At 50.2% G+C, this 15,365-nt stretch carries 20 protein-coding genes; 4 read left to right on the top strand and 16 right to left on the bottom strand.

Annotated features, from left to right (window positions below; all coding sequences use genetic code 11):
• Position 1 precedes the first annotated feature (1 nt).
• From HQN90_RS11690 to HQN90_RS11635, 12 genes are all read right to left on the bottom strand, one after another.
• Positions 2-502 (bottom strand): DUF2634 domain-containing protein, encoded by a 501-nt coding sequence (locus tag HQN90_RS11690; RefSeq protein ID WP_216855285.1) that lies wholly within the window; start codon positions 500-502, stop codon positions 2-4.
• Positions 499-888 (bottom strand): hypothetical protein, encoded by a 390-nt coding sequence (locus HQN90_RS11685; protein ID WP_173218371.1) that lies wholly within the window; start codon positions 886-888, stop codon positions 499-501. Before HQN90_RS11685 ends, HQN90_RS11690 begins: the two co-directional genes overlap by 4 nt.
• The gene (locus tag HQN90_RS11680) at positions 875-1,891 is read right to left on the bottom strand and encodes an XkdQ/YqbQ family protein (protein WP_246362223.1); all 1,017 of its coding nucleotides are present in this window, start codon (positions 1,889-1,891) and stop codon (positions 875-877) included. The genes HQN90_RS11685 and HQN90_RS11680 overlap by 14 nt, the downstream gene beginning before the upstream one ends.
• On the bottom strand, positions 1,888-2,523 hold the full coding sequence (locus HQN90_RS11675) for a LysM peptidoglycan-binding domain-containing protein (protein WP_173218483.1): 636 nt from the start codon (positions 2,521-2,523) through the stop codon (positions 1,888-1,890). The genes HQN90_RS11680 and HQN90_RS11675 overlap by 4 nt, the downstream gene beginning before the upstream one ends.
• Positions 2,524-2,530: 7 nt before the next feature.
• Positions 2,531-3,988 (bottom strand): glycine zipper domain-containing protein, encoded by a 1,458-nt coding sequence (locus tag HQN90_RS11670; RefSeq protein WP_173218369.1) that lies wholly within the window; start codon positions 3,986-3,988, stop codon positions 2,531-2,533.
• 5 nt (positions 3,989-3,993) lie between these two features.
• A complete protein-coding gene (locus HQN90_RS11665; protein ID WP_173218367.1) occupies positions 3,994-4,146 on the bottom strand; it encodes a hypothetical protein in 153 nt (50 codons plus the stop codon).
• A 23-nt stretch (positions 4,147-4,169) separates the two neighbouring features.
• The gene (locus tag HQN90_RS11660; RefSeq protein WP_079414104.1) at positions 4,170-4,562 is read right to left on the bottom strand and encodes a phage tail assembly chaperone; all 393 of its coding nucleotides are present in this window, start codon (positions 4,560-4,562) and stop codon (positions 4,170-4,172) included.
• Between the two features lie 18 nt (positions 4,563-4,580).
• On the bottom strand, positions 4,581-4,991 hold the full coding sequence (locus HQN90_RS11655) for a phage tail tube protein (RefSeq protein WP_173218365.1): 411 nt from the start codon (positions 4,989-4,991) through the stop codon (positions 4,581-4,583).
• Positions 4,992-5,003: 12 nt separating this feature from the next.
• Positions 5,004-6,467 carry a phage tail sheath subtilisin-like domain-containing protein gene (locus HQN90_RS11650; RefSeq protein ID WP_173218363.1) on the bottom strand — a complete coding sequence of 488 codons (1,464 nt, stop codon included), beginning with the start codon at positions 6,465-6,467 and terminating at the stop codon, positions 5,004-5,006.
• Positions 6,467-6,685 (bottom strand): YqzN/YkzM domain-containing protein, encoded by a 219-nt coding sequence (locus tag HQN90_RS11645; protein WP_173218361.1) that lies wholly within the window; start codon positions 6,683-6,685, stop codon positions 6,467-6,469. The genes HQN90_RS11650 and HQN90_RS11645 overlap by 1 nt, the downstream gene beginning before the upstream one ends.
• Positions 6,686-6,696: 11 nt before the next feature.
• Positions 6,697-7,521: a minor capsid protein gene (locus HQN90_RS11640; RefSeq protein WP_173218359.1), complete on the bottom strand. Its 825-nt coding sequence runs from the start codon at positions 7,519-7,521 to the stop codon at positions 6,697-6,699.
• A 342-nt stretch (positions 7,522-7,863) separates the two neighbouring features.
• Positions 7,864-8,319 (bottom strand): ArpU family phage packaging/lysis transcriptional regulator, encoded by a 456-nt coding sequence (locus HQN90_RS11635; RefSeq protein ID WP_173218357.1) that lies wholly within the window; start codon positions 8,317-8,319, stop codon positions 7,864-7,866.
• Positions 8,320-8,484: 165 nt separating this feature from the next.
• On the opposite strand from HQN90_RS11635, the gene HQN90_RS11630 reads away from it, so the two are divergent.
• From HQN90_RS11630 to HQN90_RS11620, 3 genes are all read left to right on the top strand, one after another.
• Complete coding sequence (locus tag HQN90_RS11630) at positions 8,485-8,892, top strand: helix-turn-helix domain-containing protein (protein ID WP_173218355.1); 408 nt, start codon at positions 8,485-8,487, stop codon at positions 8,890-8,892.
• Positions 8,893-8,972: 80 nt separating this feature from the next.
• On the top strand, positions 8,973-9,593 hold the full coding sequence (locus HQN90_RS11625; RefSeq protein WP_173218353.1) for an ImmA/IrrE family metallo-endopeptidase: 621 nt from the start codon (positions 8,973-8,975) through the stop codon (positions 9,591-9,593).
• The gene (locus HQN90_RS11620; protein WP_173218351.1) at positions 9,586-9,960 is read left to right on the top strand and encodes a hypothetical protein; all 375 of its coding nucleotides are present in this window, start codon (positions 9,586-9,588) and stop codon (positions 9,958-9,960) included. The genes HQN90_RS11625 and HQN90_RS11620 overlap by 8 nt, the downstream gene beginning before the upstream one ends.
• Before the next feature lie 96 nt (positions 9,961-10,056).
• Here HQN90_RS11620 and ppnP read toward each other — a convergent pair whose 3' ends face one another.
• The 4 genes from ppnP to HQN90_RS11600 form a co-directional block, all read right to left on the bottom strand.
• Positions 10,057-10,374: a pyrimidine/purine nucleoside phosphorylase gene (gene ppnP, locus HQN90_RS11615; RefSeq protein WP_173218349.1), complete on the bottom strand. Its 318-nt coding sequence runs from the start codon at positions 10,372-10,374 to the stop codon at positions 10,057-10,059.
• A 79-nt stretch (positions 10,375-10,453) separates the two neighbouring features.
• On the bottom strand, positions 10,454-12,475 hold the full coding sequence (tkt, locus tag HQN90_RS11610) for a transketolase (RefSeq protein WP_173218348.1): 2,022 nt from the start codon (positions 12,473-12,475) through the stop codon (positions 10,454-10,456).
• A gap of 194 nt (positions 12,476-12,669) precedes the next feature.
• A complete protein-coding gene (purU, locus tag HQN90_RS11605; protein ID WP_173218346.1) occupies positions 12,670-13,569 on the bottom strand; it encodes a formyltetrahydrofolate deformylase in 900 nt (299 codons plus the stop codon).
• Between the two features lie 69 nt (positions 13,570-13,638).
• Positions 13,639-14,766, bottom strand: coding sequence for a deoxyribonuclease IV (locus HQN90_RS11600; RefSeq protein ID WP_173218344.1), 1,128 nt, complete (start codon positions 14,764-14,766; stop codon positions 13,639-13,641).
• Positions 14,767-14,888: 122 nt separating this feature from the next.
• On the opposite strand from HQN90_RS11600, the gene HQN90_RS11595 reads away from it, so the two are divergent.
• Entirely contained in the window at positions 14,889-15,317 is a 429-nt protein-coding gene (locus HQN90_RS11595; RefSeq protein WP_079414117.1) for a DUF2621 domain-containing protein, read from the top strand.
• The last annotated feature ends 48 nt before the right edge of the window (positions 15,318-15,365 follow it).

Below are 15,365 nucleotides of genomic sequence, written 5' to 3'. Positions count from 1 at the left end.
ATTAACTGATCACCACACTTCCCTTGATGTTCTTGCGCTCGCCTCGCACGTTGGTGATTTCACATTGAAACGAGCACTCGCTATTTTTCCATTGAAATGTAAAATGGCGTACATCCGCTGTACGCGGATCGACTTTCAACGTTTCCGTCGTGATCCGGGCGATTTCCATCTCATTCGCCTGCCTGGTCAAATGCCGGGCAATCAAATCCTCAAATTCCTGACCATACGTCCGTGAATATACGAGATGCGCGTAGCGCTCCGTACGCAGCGCCTTTTGGCACCATTCCAACCATGCTTCTGTAGCCGTGCATTCGGCAATTCTCCCCGTCTGGGTCGTTACGAATTCACCAAGTGAATGGTCAAACTTCGGGCTGCGCCCAAACTTAACCGATCTTTTGCGCTTCTCCCCAACAAGGGTTCCTGTTCCTGTTCCTGTGCCTGTGCCTGTTTCTGTCCCCGTTCCAGCTCCTGCCCCAACCTGCGGAAATAAATTCGGCATCATTTCACCACCTTGCAGATGATCACAACGTCATTGCCATCATTGATAGGAATCGCCAAGACACGGTCTCCAGACTTCAAGCCATGCTGAAACTCCAAACGCACATCCTCCACCTCGGACTCGCCAAAAGCAAACGTCCCCTGCCCGGTCACAGCCCCGCTGCCGCTGGTCAATCCAGTAACAGTCCCACCTAGTGTAAAAGCAGGCAAATGCAGCTTCGCCATCCAATCCGCCACATAGTAGTCAGCAATCTCATGTTTAAAACGATCCAGCTTGAGTCCCCCGGCCGTCATCGTTCCCAGCTCTGCAGGCAGGCCTGTGATAGCCGATGCCGCATGTCCAGACATCCGATTATCAAGCGTAGTCGCGAGCTTTTTATACGGATTCATTCATGTAATACCTCCTTCTTACCAGTTCGGGGCTGCCCAGTTCCAGCACCATTTTGCCGGGGTCGCCCAGCTCATGCCGGACGGACATCGCGATCAGCTCCATCCCGCTGCCAGCCAGATCGACCTTATCGCCTGCGCGAATCGTGTTGATATCCAGCGATGTCACGCTGATGGTTTCCTGCACGCCCGCCAGCAGCGCATGTGCCGCCTTTTTGGCTTCGCTGACAGAGTTGTAGCTGTTGTCCTGCACAATTTTCTGCAAGGTGCCCAGTGCTGCAATTTCTCCTTCTTCAACGGCTAATACTTGTGCGGCAGCATCGTCACCGGCCTCTTTGGTGCCCAGCACTTTTACCTTGGTCACGGCGCCTTCGAGCGTCCTTTTCTGCATAATGCTTATCACATTCTCGCTTGGCTCTAACGACCAAACCACCCTGTTGCTGCCAATTTGCACGAGTTCCAAGCCTTCGACCGTCATGCGGGGGCGATACATCGGACCGCCTTTCTTGGCCGTTTCCTTCAAATCTTTCATCATCATCCCGTAGATCGACTCCGCGCGATAAAGCGCCTTAGCCAGCTTCACTTCCGTATCCGGCAAACGGCCATACCGAATGTTCCAATCATCCGCATACTTGCGAATGCGCTCACTCGCCGTCATCCCCGCTGGAAACACATATTCATCCTCAGATTTCGCCAAATAAATCGTGCGATCATACATCGTTACCGTCAGCCGGTCGCTTCGTTCATAGTGATTTTCACACTGCCAAACGACAGCGGGATGAAGCAAATCTACCTGCTGCGTAGCCCCGAAAGGAACTCCTAATACACGAACAGCTTGACCGGGCTTCATACCTGGGAAATCCGGTGACACGACGAGTGTCGCCTGAGCCCGGTAGGAGATCTCATCGAGTGCTTCCTCCAGCGTTAGTTCATAAATCAAATCCTGAAGCGCATACTTATCCTCCAGCCAAATATCATACAGGCCAGCCATCCTCTTAGCTGTCATCCGGGCATCACCAACTCTTGATCAGGCTGAATCAAATCGGGATTATCGCCGATAATTCCACGATTAGCTTCATAAATCTCCCGCCAACGGCCGCCGGAGCCTAGATTCATTTTGGCAATAGCCCATAGAGAATCGCCTGACTTGACCTTATAAGTAGGAGGCACCGGTTTAATATCAGAACGCGCCTCCCCACCTGAGCTGCCCAACCGCTCATCCAATGTTCTTACTTTATAGTCATTCCATGTACGAAACGTCACATCAAAATACACATCGCCCGGCTCGCCGCCCCTGAAGCTGCTGTTATGCGCCGAAAGCATGACCAGCACATTCACATCGGTTTCCGTAATAATCAGCCGCAGCGGTTCCTGGCTCTCCATCCACGTATTCAACTGATTCATCGCCGTTTGTGGATTAGGCAGCGGTTTATACTTGCAGTAGCTGGCATCATAATCCGCCGGAAAAAAGGAGGAGAAGGCAATTTCCTTCACCTTCACTCCTTGCGGTACATCCAGCTCACCGCCACGAATAATCGTGATCGTTTCAAAGCTTTTGTCCCGGCGAATGTTCACCTCGGACGGATTGACAGGGAAATGGAGTTTCAATCCGCTTGGATCTTCCAGCGTAAAATCCATCTGTTTATCAGCCATAAGCGCCCCCTCCGTTCTCTACGCGATTTTGAATGGCCGCATTGATTTGCGAGGCGATTTGATGCCCGATGGTGAGGGCCAACTCTTCCTCATTCACTTCTTCTTTGGGAAAATTAATCGTGATCCCGTCCACCGTAATCTCATATTGGTTAGGCGGTGCAGCCTCCTGACTACCCCCGTTTCCTCCTGAAGTATTCGCTTGCAAGGGATCAGCAGCCGCTGACTCGCGACCCGCAGGCAGCAGATCCGTCTTGGACTCCTGATCCTGAGAGGCATCCTTATTCCCAAACAATTTATCATTAATATAGGAGCCCGCTTTATCGCCGAGCCAACCGCCAACAATACCACCAACGGCAGTCCCTACACCTGGCAAAATGAATGAGCCTATGGCTGCCCCGAGTGCAGTCCCCGCTGCACCTGAACCTGCTTGAATGGCTGCGGCCGCCTTATTGTCGGAGGTCAAAATATCTACGGCTGATAGTGCGATACCGAGCGGCTTCACCACTTTTCCACCCATTTTCATCAGCTTGGAGCCTTTCTTGAACAACTTGCCCAAGCGCCCTCCTTGCGGAGCTGCCGGATTTCCTTCCGGTATCACATCTGAGGCGGCAGGCGCCGGCGGAGGAGTTCCACGTGCTCTTTCCCCTGCTCTGACTTCCGCTTTATTGGCCTTCGACTTGCTTTTCGATGCAGCATCGCTTGTCTGCGATCTGGTTTTGCTGCCGCCTTTGCACTTCGTTTTCGAACCTGCTTTGGACTTTGTTTTATTTCCGCCCTTGCACTTCGTCTTATCCCCGCCCTTGCACTTCGTCTTCTCCTTGGCGCAAGGATCGGTCTTCCCGCCTGCCTTCGGCTTGGTTTTATCTGCTGCAGGCTGCTTGCCTTTTCCCGTAAACAATTCCTTGAGGATTTTGATCCCCTGTGCGAAACTTTTAAAGCCTGCGCCAAAAGCTTGGAAGGCCTCCCCCAAAGCCTTAATCGCCTCGGCGATTTTCAGAATTCGATCAATCCACGTATCAATAGGGTTCGTATCCGGTTTGGTCGTCACGCTCAGCATCGTTACGGATGCCGAAGCGGAAGCCGACGCTTTAGCCGCTCCCTTCGCCTCCACGTCAATGGATAAACTGCCGCCCAGCCCCTTCAACAAATCGCGAAGCTGCTTAGCATTCCTGAGGATGTCCTCACCCAGCATCAGCTTCAAATCCACCTTCGTGTGGCGCAAATCCGCCAATTGCAGCAGCAGGCGGTCAATCACGAAGGAGAAATAATCCCTGATCGCAATCGTCGGTCTGGCGGTAATCTGACTTAATCTTGCGCTGGCCTCAGCAGCCTTGCCGAACATATCTTCCAGACGCCTCGTTGATGCGCCCGTTCGGTCCACCATACTGCGCAATCGATCCTGCGCAGCCATCATTTTGGCCATATTGCCAACTAGTACGGTATCACTCATCGCTCTCACCTCCTTGCGCGATCGCGCTCTCGCTGCAGCGCCTGTTCCTGCTCCAGCTCGAGTTCCAAGCTGGCGAGCAGGAATTGCTGCTCACCGCGAGGCAGCTTCCAGAATGCTCCGGGGCGCAGATGGTGACGCGTCCACATCGCATGGAGCATCGCCGGGAGCCCCCCGGAGGCAATTAGTTTTTTACTTCATCCAGCGTTGTGTTGAAACCGCTCAGGTCCAGCACTTCATCCCCAAGCGCGGACAGCTCGCCTGCGAGCAAAATCCGCTTGATCACTTCCTCGCCGGAGCTGGCCTGATACTTCGTCAGCAGCCTCGAGTCCCCCCAGTTAGGGGACACGGTGGCGGCAGCAATCAGCGCGACGTTGAACTGCTCTTCATCCAATCGGTCCGTGTGCACACCCCGGCGATCCGAACGTTCCGTGCAGCGCTCACGCAGCGCAAACACCTGCTTCCCAGTTAATCCGCGCAAAATAATCGGGACGCCGACCCTTGAAAGGGTCACCGTCTTTTCTGGCAATTGATCTGCGTCGAGCAGCTTTTGCAAAATTTGTTCATCCGTTAACATGATCGCGTTCCTCCTCTTTTAGATACCCCTGATCGGGTCATTCAGTGTGTAGCCTTCGAATGTGAAAGCAACCTCTTCTTTGACTTCCTCGCCGGCCGTCCAATTCGCCAGCTGAAGCTTGTCCAGCATGACATTATTCAAGGTAATCCGCTCAAAGCCATAAGCATCGGGATCGTTTAATTTGGAAACGAGACTGAATTTATCGAATCCGCGGGCAATCATATCGCTGGTCACTTTGAACCCGCTCATCGTTCCCGTTCCCTTCATTGCGCCTTTCTTGTGGCGTACCCAAGGGTCGCCGGCCAGGTTCAATTCTTTCTTCTGAATTTCCACATTGGCTTCCAAATGGTTAAAATTCGTTTGCCATACACCTGCAATAAATACCTGACCATATGTCCCTAAAATAACTCTGCTCGCATCTAAACTCATCGCTAGTCCCCCTTAATTTACGGTAAATGTGCCAAAAATTTGTTCCATCACATCCGTCAGCTTCGCTTCCCATTTGATGTACACTTGGTCGGCAGCCGGCGTCAGCACCGAACCTGTACCATAGTAGGCCGGATTCAAGTAAACATCGAAATCGGCTGCTTCAATCACACCCGCTTGAGCCAATGTCTGCATGTACTGCTTAGCCGCTTCCACCAGCGCCAGTCGCCCTTCTTCTGTGTTGTTTACTTTGCCGATATAGCTGTCTTCCGCCGTGCGGAGCAAATCGTTGTTAATCGTATCCATTACACGAATCGTGCGGATTTTCTTCCAAGCCGCGCTCTGTCCCTGACGCAAGCTGACCAAAGCATTCATCCCGCGAAGCGCCTTCACTTTCTGACCGTCATGGTACAAAAGGAAGACCCCGTTCTTCACGGCTGTTTCCTGCTCGCTCCGCGTCCAGCGGCGTGTCACGTCACTGAATGGCGCTGCCGCATAGGTCGTCGATTCACTCAGTTTCTGACCCGCGATGAGGCCGGCGACATAGGCGGAAATATACGCTGAGCTATAGCTCGTCCCTGCCAAAATCGCCCCAGCTCCCACGTTCACGATCGCTTCGTGATTGAAAGCTGCGCTTCGCGCTGTTGCTCGGCTGACCGCATCGGCCGCGATATCGTCGGCGGCTGAACCGCCCAGCACCGTTACAATGCCTCTGCCTTCGCTGCGCAAACGCGTCGTCCACGCAACCGTCGAAGCTTGAATGCTCGCATCCGATAACCCATCCAGCGCTACAACATGGAATTGCTGGGTTTCAAGCGCGCTGAGCGCATTCACATAATCGGTGGAAGCGATAGCGCTGATACCGGAGTTGCCCCCTGTTAATGCGCTGCCTGCAACTGGCGCGAGTGTGCCACTCCCTGGAGCAAGCACCGATGCTGTCAGCCATACGTTACTGGCATCCTGATTCATCGCATCTGCTGCCGCTTGGATGGTGCTGCCGGAGAACGTGAACACCTTCAGAACTGCTGTGCCTTCCAGCAGCTTGAGGTCTTTTTTGGTCCCATCCACCGCATTCGTCTGTACGATGACAGAGAAGTTATTGCCCCGTGTACCCTCGTATTTGGCAGTAAGCTTCAATACATTAGCCGCCGCCGAGTCCTTCAGGGTCACACTTGCTTTGGCCGCTGCTGTATCCGCGATTCGATAAGCGAGCAGCTTTTTCGGCTTGCCGAGCAAAGCCAGCTTCAATACAACCGGCGCCGTAGCCGTATCCCCTTGATCAACCCCATAAGCATCATAGATGCCTTGCTCACTTGTAATTTCCACAAACTGCCGCACCGCGCCCCAGTTCGCCTTCACCGGGATAGCTACTACGCCTTGCCCGCCAGGCTCAATAGCGCTTAACGCTGCCGCCTCAAAATTCATATAAAAACCCGGCAATACCGGACGATCCGTCCCACTCCAAGTTCCACCTGCCATTATGCAAGCACCTTCCTTTGTAAAAAGTTTTGAATGCGTTGATTCGCTGCTTCAATCGTAAATTCGTTCTCTTCGCAGCCATGCAGAGCGCCGATCAGCACTTCTGGCTGGCTGGCAAATAAAGCTTGCGAGTGCGTGATTAGCTCATCTTTGCTATATAAAGTGGCTTCAGCAGTATTTTCTGGTTTACCGCTTGTTTGCTTCGTGCTTTGTTTCAAAATCGATCACCTCAATTTTCAATTTGTGTTGCCGTTTGTACGCCAGCTATAAGTGGGAAAACGCCTTGCGGAACGGCGGCTGTACCGCTTAATGCAACGGTAATAAGTCCTGTGGACAAATCTCCGGCCCGAAGAGCTGCGCCAGCATTCACAACAGTTAACCATCTGCCGCCCAACCCAGCCATGGGCAATTTGGCATGTTCAGCTAGTCCCAGCAGCAAATTCTGCGCGGCCAGTTGATATTCACTGGACGTCCTCGCTGCAATCTGCCCAACGAACTGCTTGGAAAGCTGATTAGCGGCTCTTGAAGACGAGGCGCTTTGCTCGTTCATGCACTGCCATGAGACGCTCGGTCGGCAAGTTCCATTGAACCCGCGATAAACACGCCACTGCGCTCCCAGGGCCGTCTCTGTGAAAAGGGAGATGGCTTCCAGCCACGGTTCAGTGATAGAATCGACTTGCCTAAGGATCAGCACAGTTTTCATTGCGTATCTGCCCGCTGCATCCTTATCCTGCAAAGCAGGCAGAGCTGTAATTTGTACCGTGTAAAGCTGTCCATCTACCTTAATGACGCCGTCATTTGGATGAAGCAGCTTATTCATGCAGCTCCATATGCGATCCTGCGCACCTTGGGAGGTAGCGCTTCTCGTATTCAGGCTGAGCTTACGCCAGCTTTGCGGCGGATCTAGCTTGAATTCTGCGCTGCCGCCAACATGGTTGAACCAGATCGCTTCATCCGGGGAAGCGGGTATGCTGTCCACGAACATGTCGCTTCCCAGCACCCCCTCGCCCTCGGACTGAAGGTAACGCGCTAATTGATTAGTCAAATTAATCATTCACTTTCTCACCTCCTTTCCGAACAGTCATCCTTTAAGTTTGTTTTGAAATTCAAAACATTTTTTTCTTTTCAAAGCACTGAACTTGCCTATTTCCCGAAACCACGCTTTTCACTCCTTCGGCTCGTCCCATAAGCTACCTCCCAAAGGCCGGCTCGACGCCAGTCAGGACTTTTTGTCAAAGCAACTTCTTCTGGAACATCGCCTCCTCTAGTTGACTTCACAACGATCTTACCATCCCCTATCGAGAGTGAACGGCCAACGTACGGTCAACCTTCTGTCAGATCCTTGGAACCTGCTTCTCTTTGACTACCTGAATGACGTTCGCTCCCCACTAGATTACTATCCCCTAGCCTCCACTCTCTCTGCGGCATCATTGCTCCGTGACTCCACCTCCAACCGCAGCATATAAGCCAGCTTGCTCATCGCTTTCGCCTTAATGCGGCGGTAGGTGCGCTCACTTACATTCAATTCATGAAACAACAAGAAATCGAATTTCTTATCCTTTTGCAAATAGCGCTTGCGAATCAGCTCCTGCTCCTGCAGCTCCAACCGCGAGACAGCCTCCTCCACCTCCGCGCTTACACTTGCTATGTAAGCCTCTGGATCCGCCTCATACAAACCTGGCATTTCCGCTGTGATGAGATCGGATTGCGAGCCGATAACAGCATCCCTTTCCCTCCTCATACCGCCAATCGACCTGAACATGCGGACCAGTTCAAGCACCCTCTCCACACGTTTGCGCGTTGTCTTCTGATCTATATGTGTATTTGCTTTATGTAAAAAACGATTAACCATTCATCGATCATCTCCTAAAATTTGTCGTTTTGAATTTCTAAACAAATCATACGACGGATTGTTTTAAATTACAACACAAAAGTTTTGAATATCAAAACTTTCTTTTCTAACCCCCCTTGTTTTTTGTACCTCCAACCCTTTACAATAGAACAAGGTGATGAAGCGATGAAAGATATGGTGCAATTCGGCATTCGAATCCGGCGTCTGCGTCAGCAGAACAAATATTCCCTGCGGGAGCTTGGAGAACGATCCGGTGTCAGTTATTCATTTATAAACTCCATAGAAAATAACCGCTTCAGTCCATCCAGAGAAACGGTTATCGCCTTAGCCGATGCGCTTAACAGTGCTGATAAGGACGAGCTTCTACTGCTTGCCGGATTTGCTCCGACGGAAGAAGAAGCGCTTGATGGACCTTTGGGAGCCGGTCATGCGGTTGATGTCGATGATCCGGAGGTCAGTTTGTTCTTCAAAGATTTCAAGAATGCCCCCAAAGAACGTAGAGACGAGATGCTTCGTTTCTGGCATTTTATTCAAGAACAGCAGAAGACTCGCACCCCCGGTAGTGAGCAGTAATCTTATCCATTCTATACATGAAGCCCAACCGGGCTTTTATTTTCGAATATATAACGAACATACATTCCTATAACGAGGTGTTGGTCCTGTTCACGCATTATCAAACTACCCCTCTGGAACAGTGGGTCGAAGATTTATATATCCAACATGGGATTACAACGCCCGCACAGCTTTCCATGACTCATTTGGCTGCCAAATTGAATATTTGGGTATATACGATGGATATGAACAGTATGGCTGTTGAGAATAACGGACTGTTCAGCATCAATGTCGACCGCAGGCTATCGGCCAAAGAGCAATGGGAGGACTTCCTTCATGAGCTGTGCCATGTGCTGCGCCATTCCGGGAACCAAATGGTCATGCCTGACCGCTACGTCGATTGGCAGGAGCAGGATGCCACGAATTTCCAGCTCTACGCGGCGATGCCGCTTGCGATGCTGAAGAAGCTGTCGCTGCCTGAGCAAAAGAACGAAATGATTGCCCTCTTATCCGAGGAATTCCAAGTCACGTATCGGCTTGCGGAAGCACGCATTGTCCAAATTCAGCGCCGCGTCCTCCAAGGCATTATGGACCAAGAATATCAGCGGCTTACAGAAAGCCAATTCACAAGATACAGTTCTGCCAACTGGTCCGATTCCACCCGTGCCATTATGAACAAGCTCGAGCAATTGAAGCAGAAAGGAGCATCTGTCGATGTCTAAGCGCACGGTTTTCTATGATTTTCATGAGGATCATATTCGTCCGTTTATCATGGCGCTGCGCTTCCAGCCTCATGAGCTGGATTGGACCAAATCAACCCTCTATATCCCTCTTAGCGGCCCTTTTCAGCCGTTAATGCTGGAAGAGGTCCCAGAGCTCGAAGCAGGCATAACCGTCCTTCTAGATGATCTTGTCATCCATCCCGAACGGCCCCACACGATTGGCATCAGCCTCAACTCCATCCAACAAAGACACGCGATGCAAGCGGATTCCCTGCCAAGGATCGTTCATCTATGGCTCCGCATGAGCGACATCGAAGAGGTTCTGCAGATGGACAGCCGCTCCTACTATGCCTGGTCTCCCAACTAATCATGATCCAAACCCAAAAATCCCATACCTCCATCCGACTTTAAGTCCGATAGAAGTATGGGATTTCTTTGGCAGAGAATAATCTCTCCGTCTAATTTATTCAGAAATATAAGAGCAAATATAATCGCTGACTGTTTTCACTTCGAGCTTGAATTTCGCATTAGCCGGAACTGTGAATTCACCTTGACCGCTAATGCTGATCCATTCACTGCTGCCCGGAAGCAATACATTCAAGTCGCCAGCTTGGATTTCCATAATTTCTTTCGTATCTGTGCCGAATTCGTATTCACCTGGAAGCAAGATACCGAGCGTTTTTTTGGTTCCGTCTGCGAATACAACGGTACGGCTCGTTACTTTACCGTCGAAATAAACATTGGCTTTCGTTAATACGGTTACATTTTCAAAGCTGGACATGGTGAATAGTTCCCCCTCTAATGAACAATGAATAATGGCAAGCCCACCGTTGGTGGGCTTTGGCCATGGATGAATTAGCTTATGACAAGAGAGCTTTCACTCTCGCTACAACATTTTCAGGAGAGAAGCCGTATTCTTTGAGGACTACGTCGCCAGGTGCGGATGCTCCGAAAGTGGAAATCCCCAAGATAGATCCTTGGTCGCCTACATAACGCTCCCAACCAAGCGGGTACGCCATTTCAACTGCAAGACGCTTCTTAACTTCCGGCAAAATAACGGAATCTTTGTATTCTTTGGATTGCTTCTCGAACAGCTCCAAGCTTGGCAAACTGACGACACGAACGTGAATGCCTTCTTCTTGCAGCAATTTTTGCGCCGCGACAGCCAATTGCACTTCGGAGCCTGTTGCCAGGATCTGAGCGTCTGGCTTGCCGTTAGCTGCGTCGGATACCACGTATCCGCCTTTTCTAAGGTTAGCTTTCGCTCCTTCTACCGCACCTTCAAGAATCGGCAGATTTTGACGAGTCAATACGAGCGCAACTGGCCCTTTAGCCTCAGCAATCGCATAACGCCATGCTTCGGAAGTTTCGTTGCCGTCCGCAGGACGAATGACGGTAATGCCCGGAATGACGCGAAGCGCTGGCAGTTGTTCAATCGGCTCATGCGTAGGTCCGTCTTCACCAACAGCAATACTGTCATGTGTTAGAACATAGATAACCGGAAGCTGCATAAGAGCTGCCAAACGGATGGAAGCACGCAGATAGTCGGAGAATACGAAGAAAGTTGCTCCGTATACTTTCACACCGCCATGCAAAGCCATACCATTCAGTGCAGTACCCATACCGAATTCACGAACACCGAACCATACGTTACGGCCTGCATAGCTGCTAGCCGTGAAGTTCGCTTCACCCTTGATCATCGTGTTGTTGGAGCTCGCCAGATCCGCGGAGCCACCGATCAATTGCGGCAATTTGCCAGCAACGGCATTGATCGCATTACCGGAAGCAACACGTGTTGCCATCGGCTTGTCCGATGTGCTGTAGACCGGAAGGTCTGCATCCCAGCCTGCTGGCAGTTCACCACTTACAGCTGCGCTGAATTGGCTGCCAAGCTCTGGGAACGCTTTGATGTAGTCATTCAGCAGCGTGCTCCAAGCTTGTTCAGCTGCAGCGCCTTCTTTTTGAATCTCCGCATAATGCGCTTTAACTTCGTCCGGAACCAAGAAATCCGGTTCTTCCGGCCAGCCATAGGCTTGCTTCGTCAATTTCACTTCGTCGCCGCCAAGCGGTGAACCATGAGGACCTACGTGACCGCCTTTGCCGCCTTTGTTCGGGCTGCCGAAGCCGATTGTTGTTTTCACTTCAATCAAGGTAGGACGTGTTGTATCCGCTTTGGCTTCTGCAATTGCTCGGGAAATAGCAGCAAGATCATTTTGCTCTTCTACGCGCAGAACTTGCCAGCCATAAGCTTCGAAACGTCCTTGAACGTTTTCGGAGAATGCCATATTCAATTCGCCATCCAGCGAGATATCGTTGGAATCGTACAACATAATTAATTTGCCCAATTTCAGGTGCGCTGCCAAGGAAACGGCTTCGGAAGAAACGCCTTCCATCATATCGCCGTCGCCACAGATTGCATAAGTATAGTGGTCGATTACAGGGAAGTTCTCTTTGTTATAAGTCTCTCTCAGGTGAGCTTCGGCCATCGCCATACCCACAGCCATACCAATACCTTGTCCAAGAGGACCTGTCGTTGCGTCAACACCGGCTGTATGACCGTATTCCGGATGTCCTGGCGTCTTGCTTCCCCATTGGCGGAAGTTCTTGATCTCTTCGATCGGCAGATCGTATCCACATAAGTGAAGAAGGCTGTATAGCAGCATGGAGCCATGTCCCGCGGAAAGCACGAAACGGTCACGATTGACCCATTTTGGATTGGCCGGATTGTGTTTCATATGTTGTTTCCACAGCACGTAAGCCATTGGAGCTGCCCCCATAACCATACCTGGGTGTCCTGATTTGGCTTTCTCAACGGCATCGATACCGAGAGTACGGATCGTGTCTACGGCTAGTTGTTCAATCGTTTTGTTTGTAACTGTCATTCGAGAATTTCCTCCTATTTTTCTGTATTTATCATCCATGTCCAACTTGTACATACAAGTAGTTTTTATCGCTTGCATTATTGTACCATTTGCTTTGAGGCTTTGCCACAATAAACCGCTAAAAGGAGTTCACGTCTGCACGGCATCTTGCCAAAAAAGCTGCATCCGCAGCGGACACAGCCTAGCTTTCCCCATTAATTAAAAACAACCGTTTTATTGTTATGAACAATAATTCGATCTTCAACATGCCACGCGACGGCTCTGGCAAGAACAATTCGTTCAATATGTCGACCGATTCGTTTCAAGTCTTCGACGTTGTCGCGGTGGCTTACCCGCTGAACGTCCTGCTCAATAATCGGCCCGCCATCTAATTCTTCCGTCACGTAATGGGCCGTGGCTCCGATGATTTTCACACCGCGGTTATGAGCTTGCGCATAAGGCTTGCCGCCGACAAACGCTGGCAAGAACGAATGATGAATATTAATGATCCGATTCGCGTAATGCTTAATGAAAGAAGGCGACACGATTTGCATATAGCGTGCGAGAACGATCGCATCTACTTTGTCTCCCACCACTTCTAGCTGACGGCGCTCCGCTTCTGCTTTCGTATCGGCCGTTACCGGAATGTGGTAATACGGAATGCCGAAAGGCTCTACCAGCGACTGCATATCCGGATGATTGCTGATCACCATCGCGATATCCGCATTCAGATCGCCAGCACGCCAATGCCATAGCAGCTCAAGCAAAGCATGATCTTCCTTCGATACGAAAATCGCGATCCGCTTTTTCTGGCTGGCTGACGAAAGGCTCCAATCCATTTTGAACTTGTCGGCAACGCCGGAGAAATCCGCTTTCAGCTGCTCGACACGACTCGCAAGCTCTTCCAGATCAAATTCGATACGGATGAAGAACATTCCGCCTTCCGGATCCATCGTATATTGATCGGATTGCACGATATTTGCGCCATATTCAAATAAAAATTGTGAAACTGCCGCGACGATGCCTGGTTGATCCGGACAGGAAATTAACATTCTTGCCCTATTCTTCATTTCGATGTCTTTACGAAGTGGACTATTATTACTTGCCAGTACCATGTTTCTCCCCCTATAAGCCTAAACTAAAGCTCCCCGTTAAGGGAGCTGCGTTTCTATTATTGAACTCTATTAAGCTTTTTTCAACACATCTTTGCCGGCAAGCCACACAATCAGGCGTTGATTCAATTGTTCTTCTGTCAAATCAGCCAAAATGCGTTCTTCGAACAGGATATCGTACAAACGCTCCAAAGGCTCGCGGCCATCCGCTTTCTTCGCTTTTGCATCATTTTTCAATAGATCCCATGTATTTAGGACATAATCACGGAAATGAATATCTTTTTTACCGAATAAGTGGTCAATCCGCTCGACTTGATCCAAGAATTCGCCGCCAAAACGTCCGCTCAAATTGCCTGACAACAAAGCGATCTCAGCCTCGTACATCGGACGCTGCGTTTTGTCTTCTTTTCCGATCCATGGTGTCTCTAGAATCATCGGCAAATGCTGCAGCTTAGGATGGTTGGCTACATTATTCATCGCCTCAAAGCCAATCCATCCCGAACCTAACGGTGCGTGACGGTCTTTGCTGGCTCCGCGGGCATTTTTACTGTCATTCAAGTGAATCACGCCAAGTCTTTCCAAACCGACGACTTTATCAAAATGATGCAGAACACCGTCCAGATCGTTCACGATATCATAGCCGGCATCATGAATATGGCAAGTATCCAGACAAACGGAAATTTTGCTATTTTCTTCAACACGCTCGATGATCTCGGCAATCTCCTCAAAGCTGCGGCCAATTTCAGTCCCTTTGCCAGCCATCGTTTCCAGTGCAATCTTGACATTCGTATCCTTCACGCCAGCAAGCACTTCGTTCAATCCATCAGCGATTCTAGCAATGCCATACTCGGCATCTTTGTCCGTATAGGCTCCAGGATGAAGCACAATATTGCGAACGCCAATGTAGTCGGTACGACGAATTTCTTCTTGCAGAAAGCGAACAGCCAGCTCAAACGTATCCTCTTTGTAGGAACCTAGATTAATAATATAGGGAGCGTGGACGACGATTTCGCTGATGGCATGCTTGTCCATCAGAGCTTTGCCTTCTTCAATATATTGATCCTCAATTGGTTTACGGCGCGTATTTTGCGGAGCACCTGTGTATATCATAAACGTGGAAGAACCGTATGAAACTGCTTCTTCAGCTGCATTTAACAAACCTTTATCTGAGAATGAAACGTGTGAGCCAATATTGGGCATGATCCATAACTCCTTTGTATGTGTCTTCTACCCTCCTATTTTACTCGGATTGTCGCAAGAAATCTAGAAATAAGGTATAATTCTTATCACATAACGATGTAAACGAGTGAGGTGACAAATAAATGGCTAATGATTTCTTCATGTGGTTCATCATTTTCTGGGTATGTGTCCTGCTTTTTTTCATGTCGGTAGGCGGATTTTTCATGTTTCGCAAGTTTCTCAAGGTACTTCCCAAGGAAGACGGCAAGTCGAAGCTCGATTGGCAGAATCATTACGTTGACAGCTCCCGGCATCTATGGACGGAAGATTCCAAAGTATTTCTGGATCAACTCGTTTCGCCGGTGCCAACAGCTTTCCGGGATATTGCCAAGCATTCGATCGCCGCTCGCATCGGACAAGTAGCCCTCGAAGCGCAAGCCGATCAAGTCACAAGAGACCACTGCATTGAAGGATATATTCTTGCAACTCCTAAGCGCGACTACAAGAGCTTAACCAGCTTCTTGGAGAAGCAGGCAATTGATTATAGTGCTTATAAGCATTTGCTGCAGTAACAGCAACGACAAAAAGCCGCTCCACTTTTCATAAAAGAGGGGCGGCTT

This window comes from Paenibacillus alba (assembly GCF_013204855.1).
In the GTDB taxonomy this organism is placed as follows: Bacteria; Bacillota; Bacilli; order Paenibacillales; family NBRC-103111; genus Paenibacillus_E; species Paenibacillus_E alba.
This window is presented reverse-complemented; position numbering and strand designations above follow the sequence as displayed.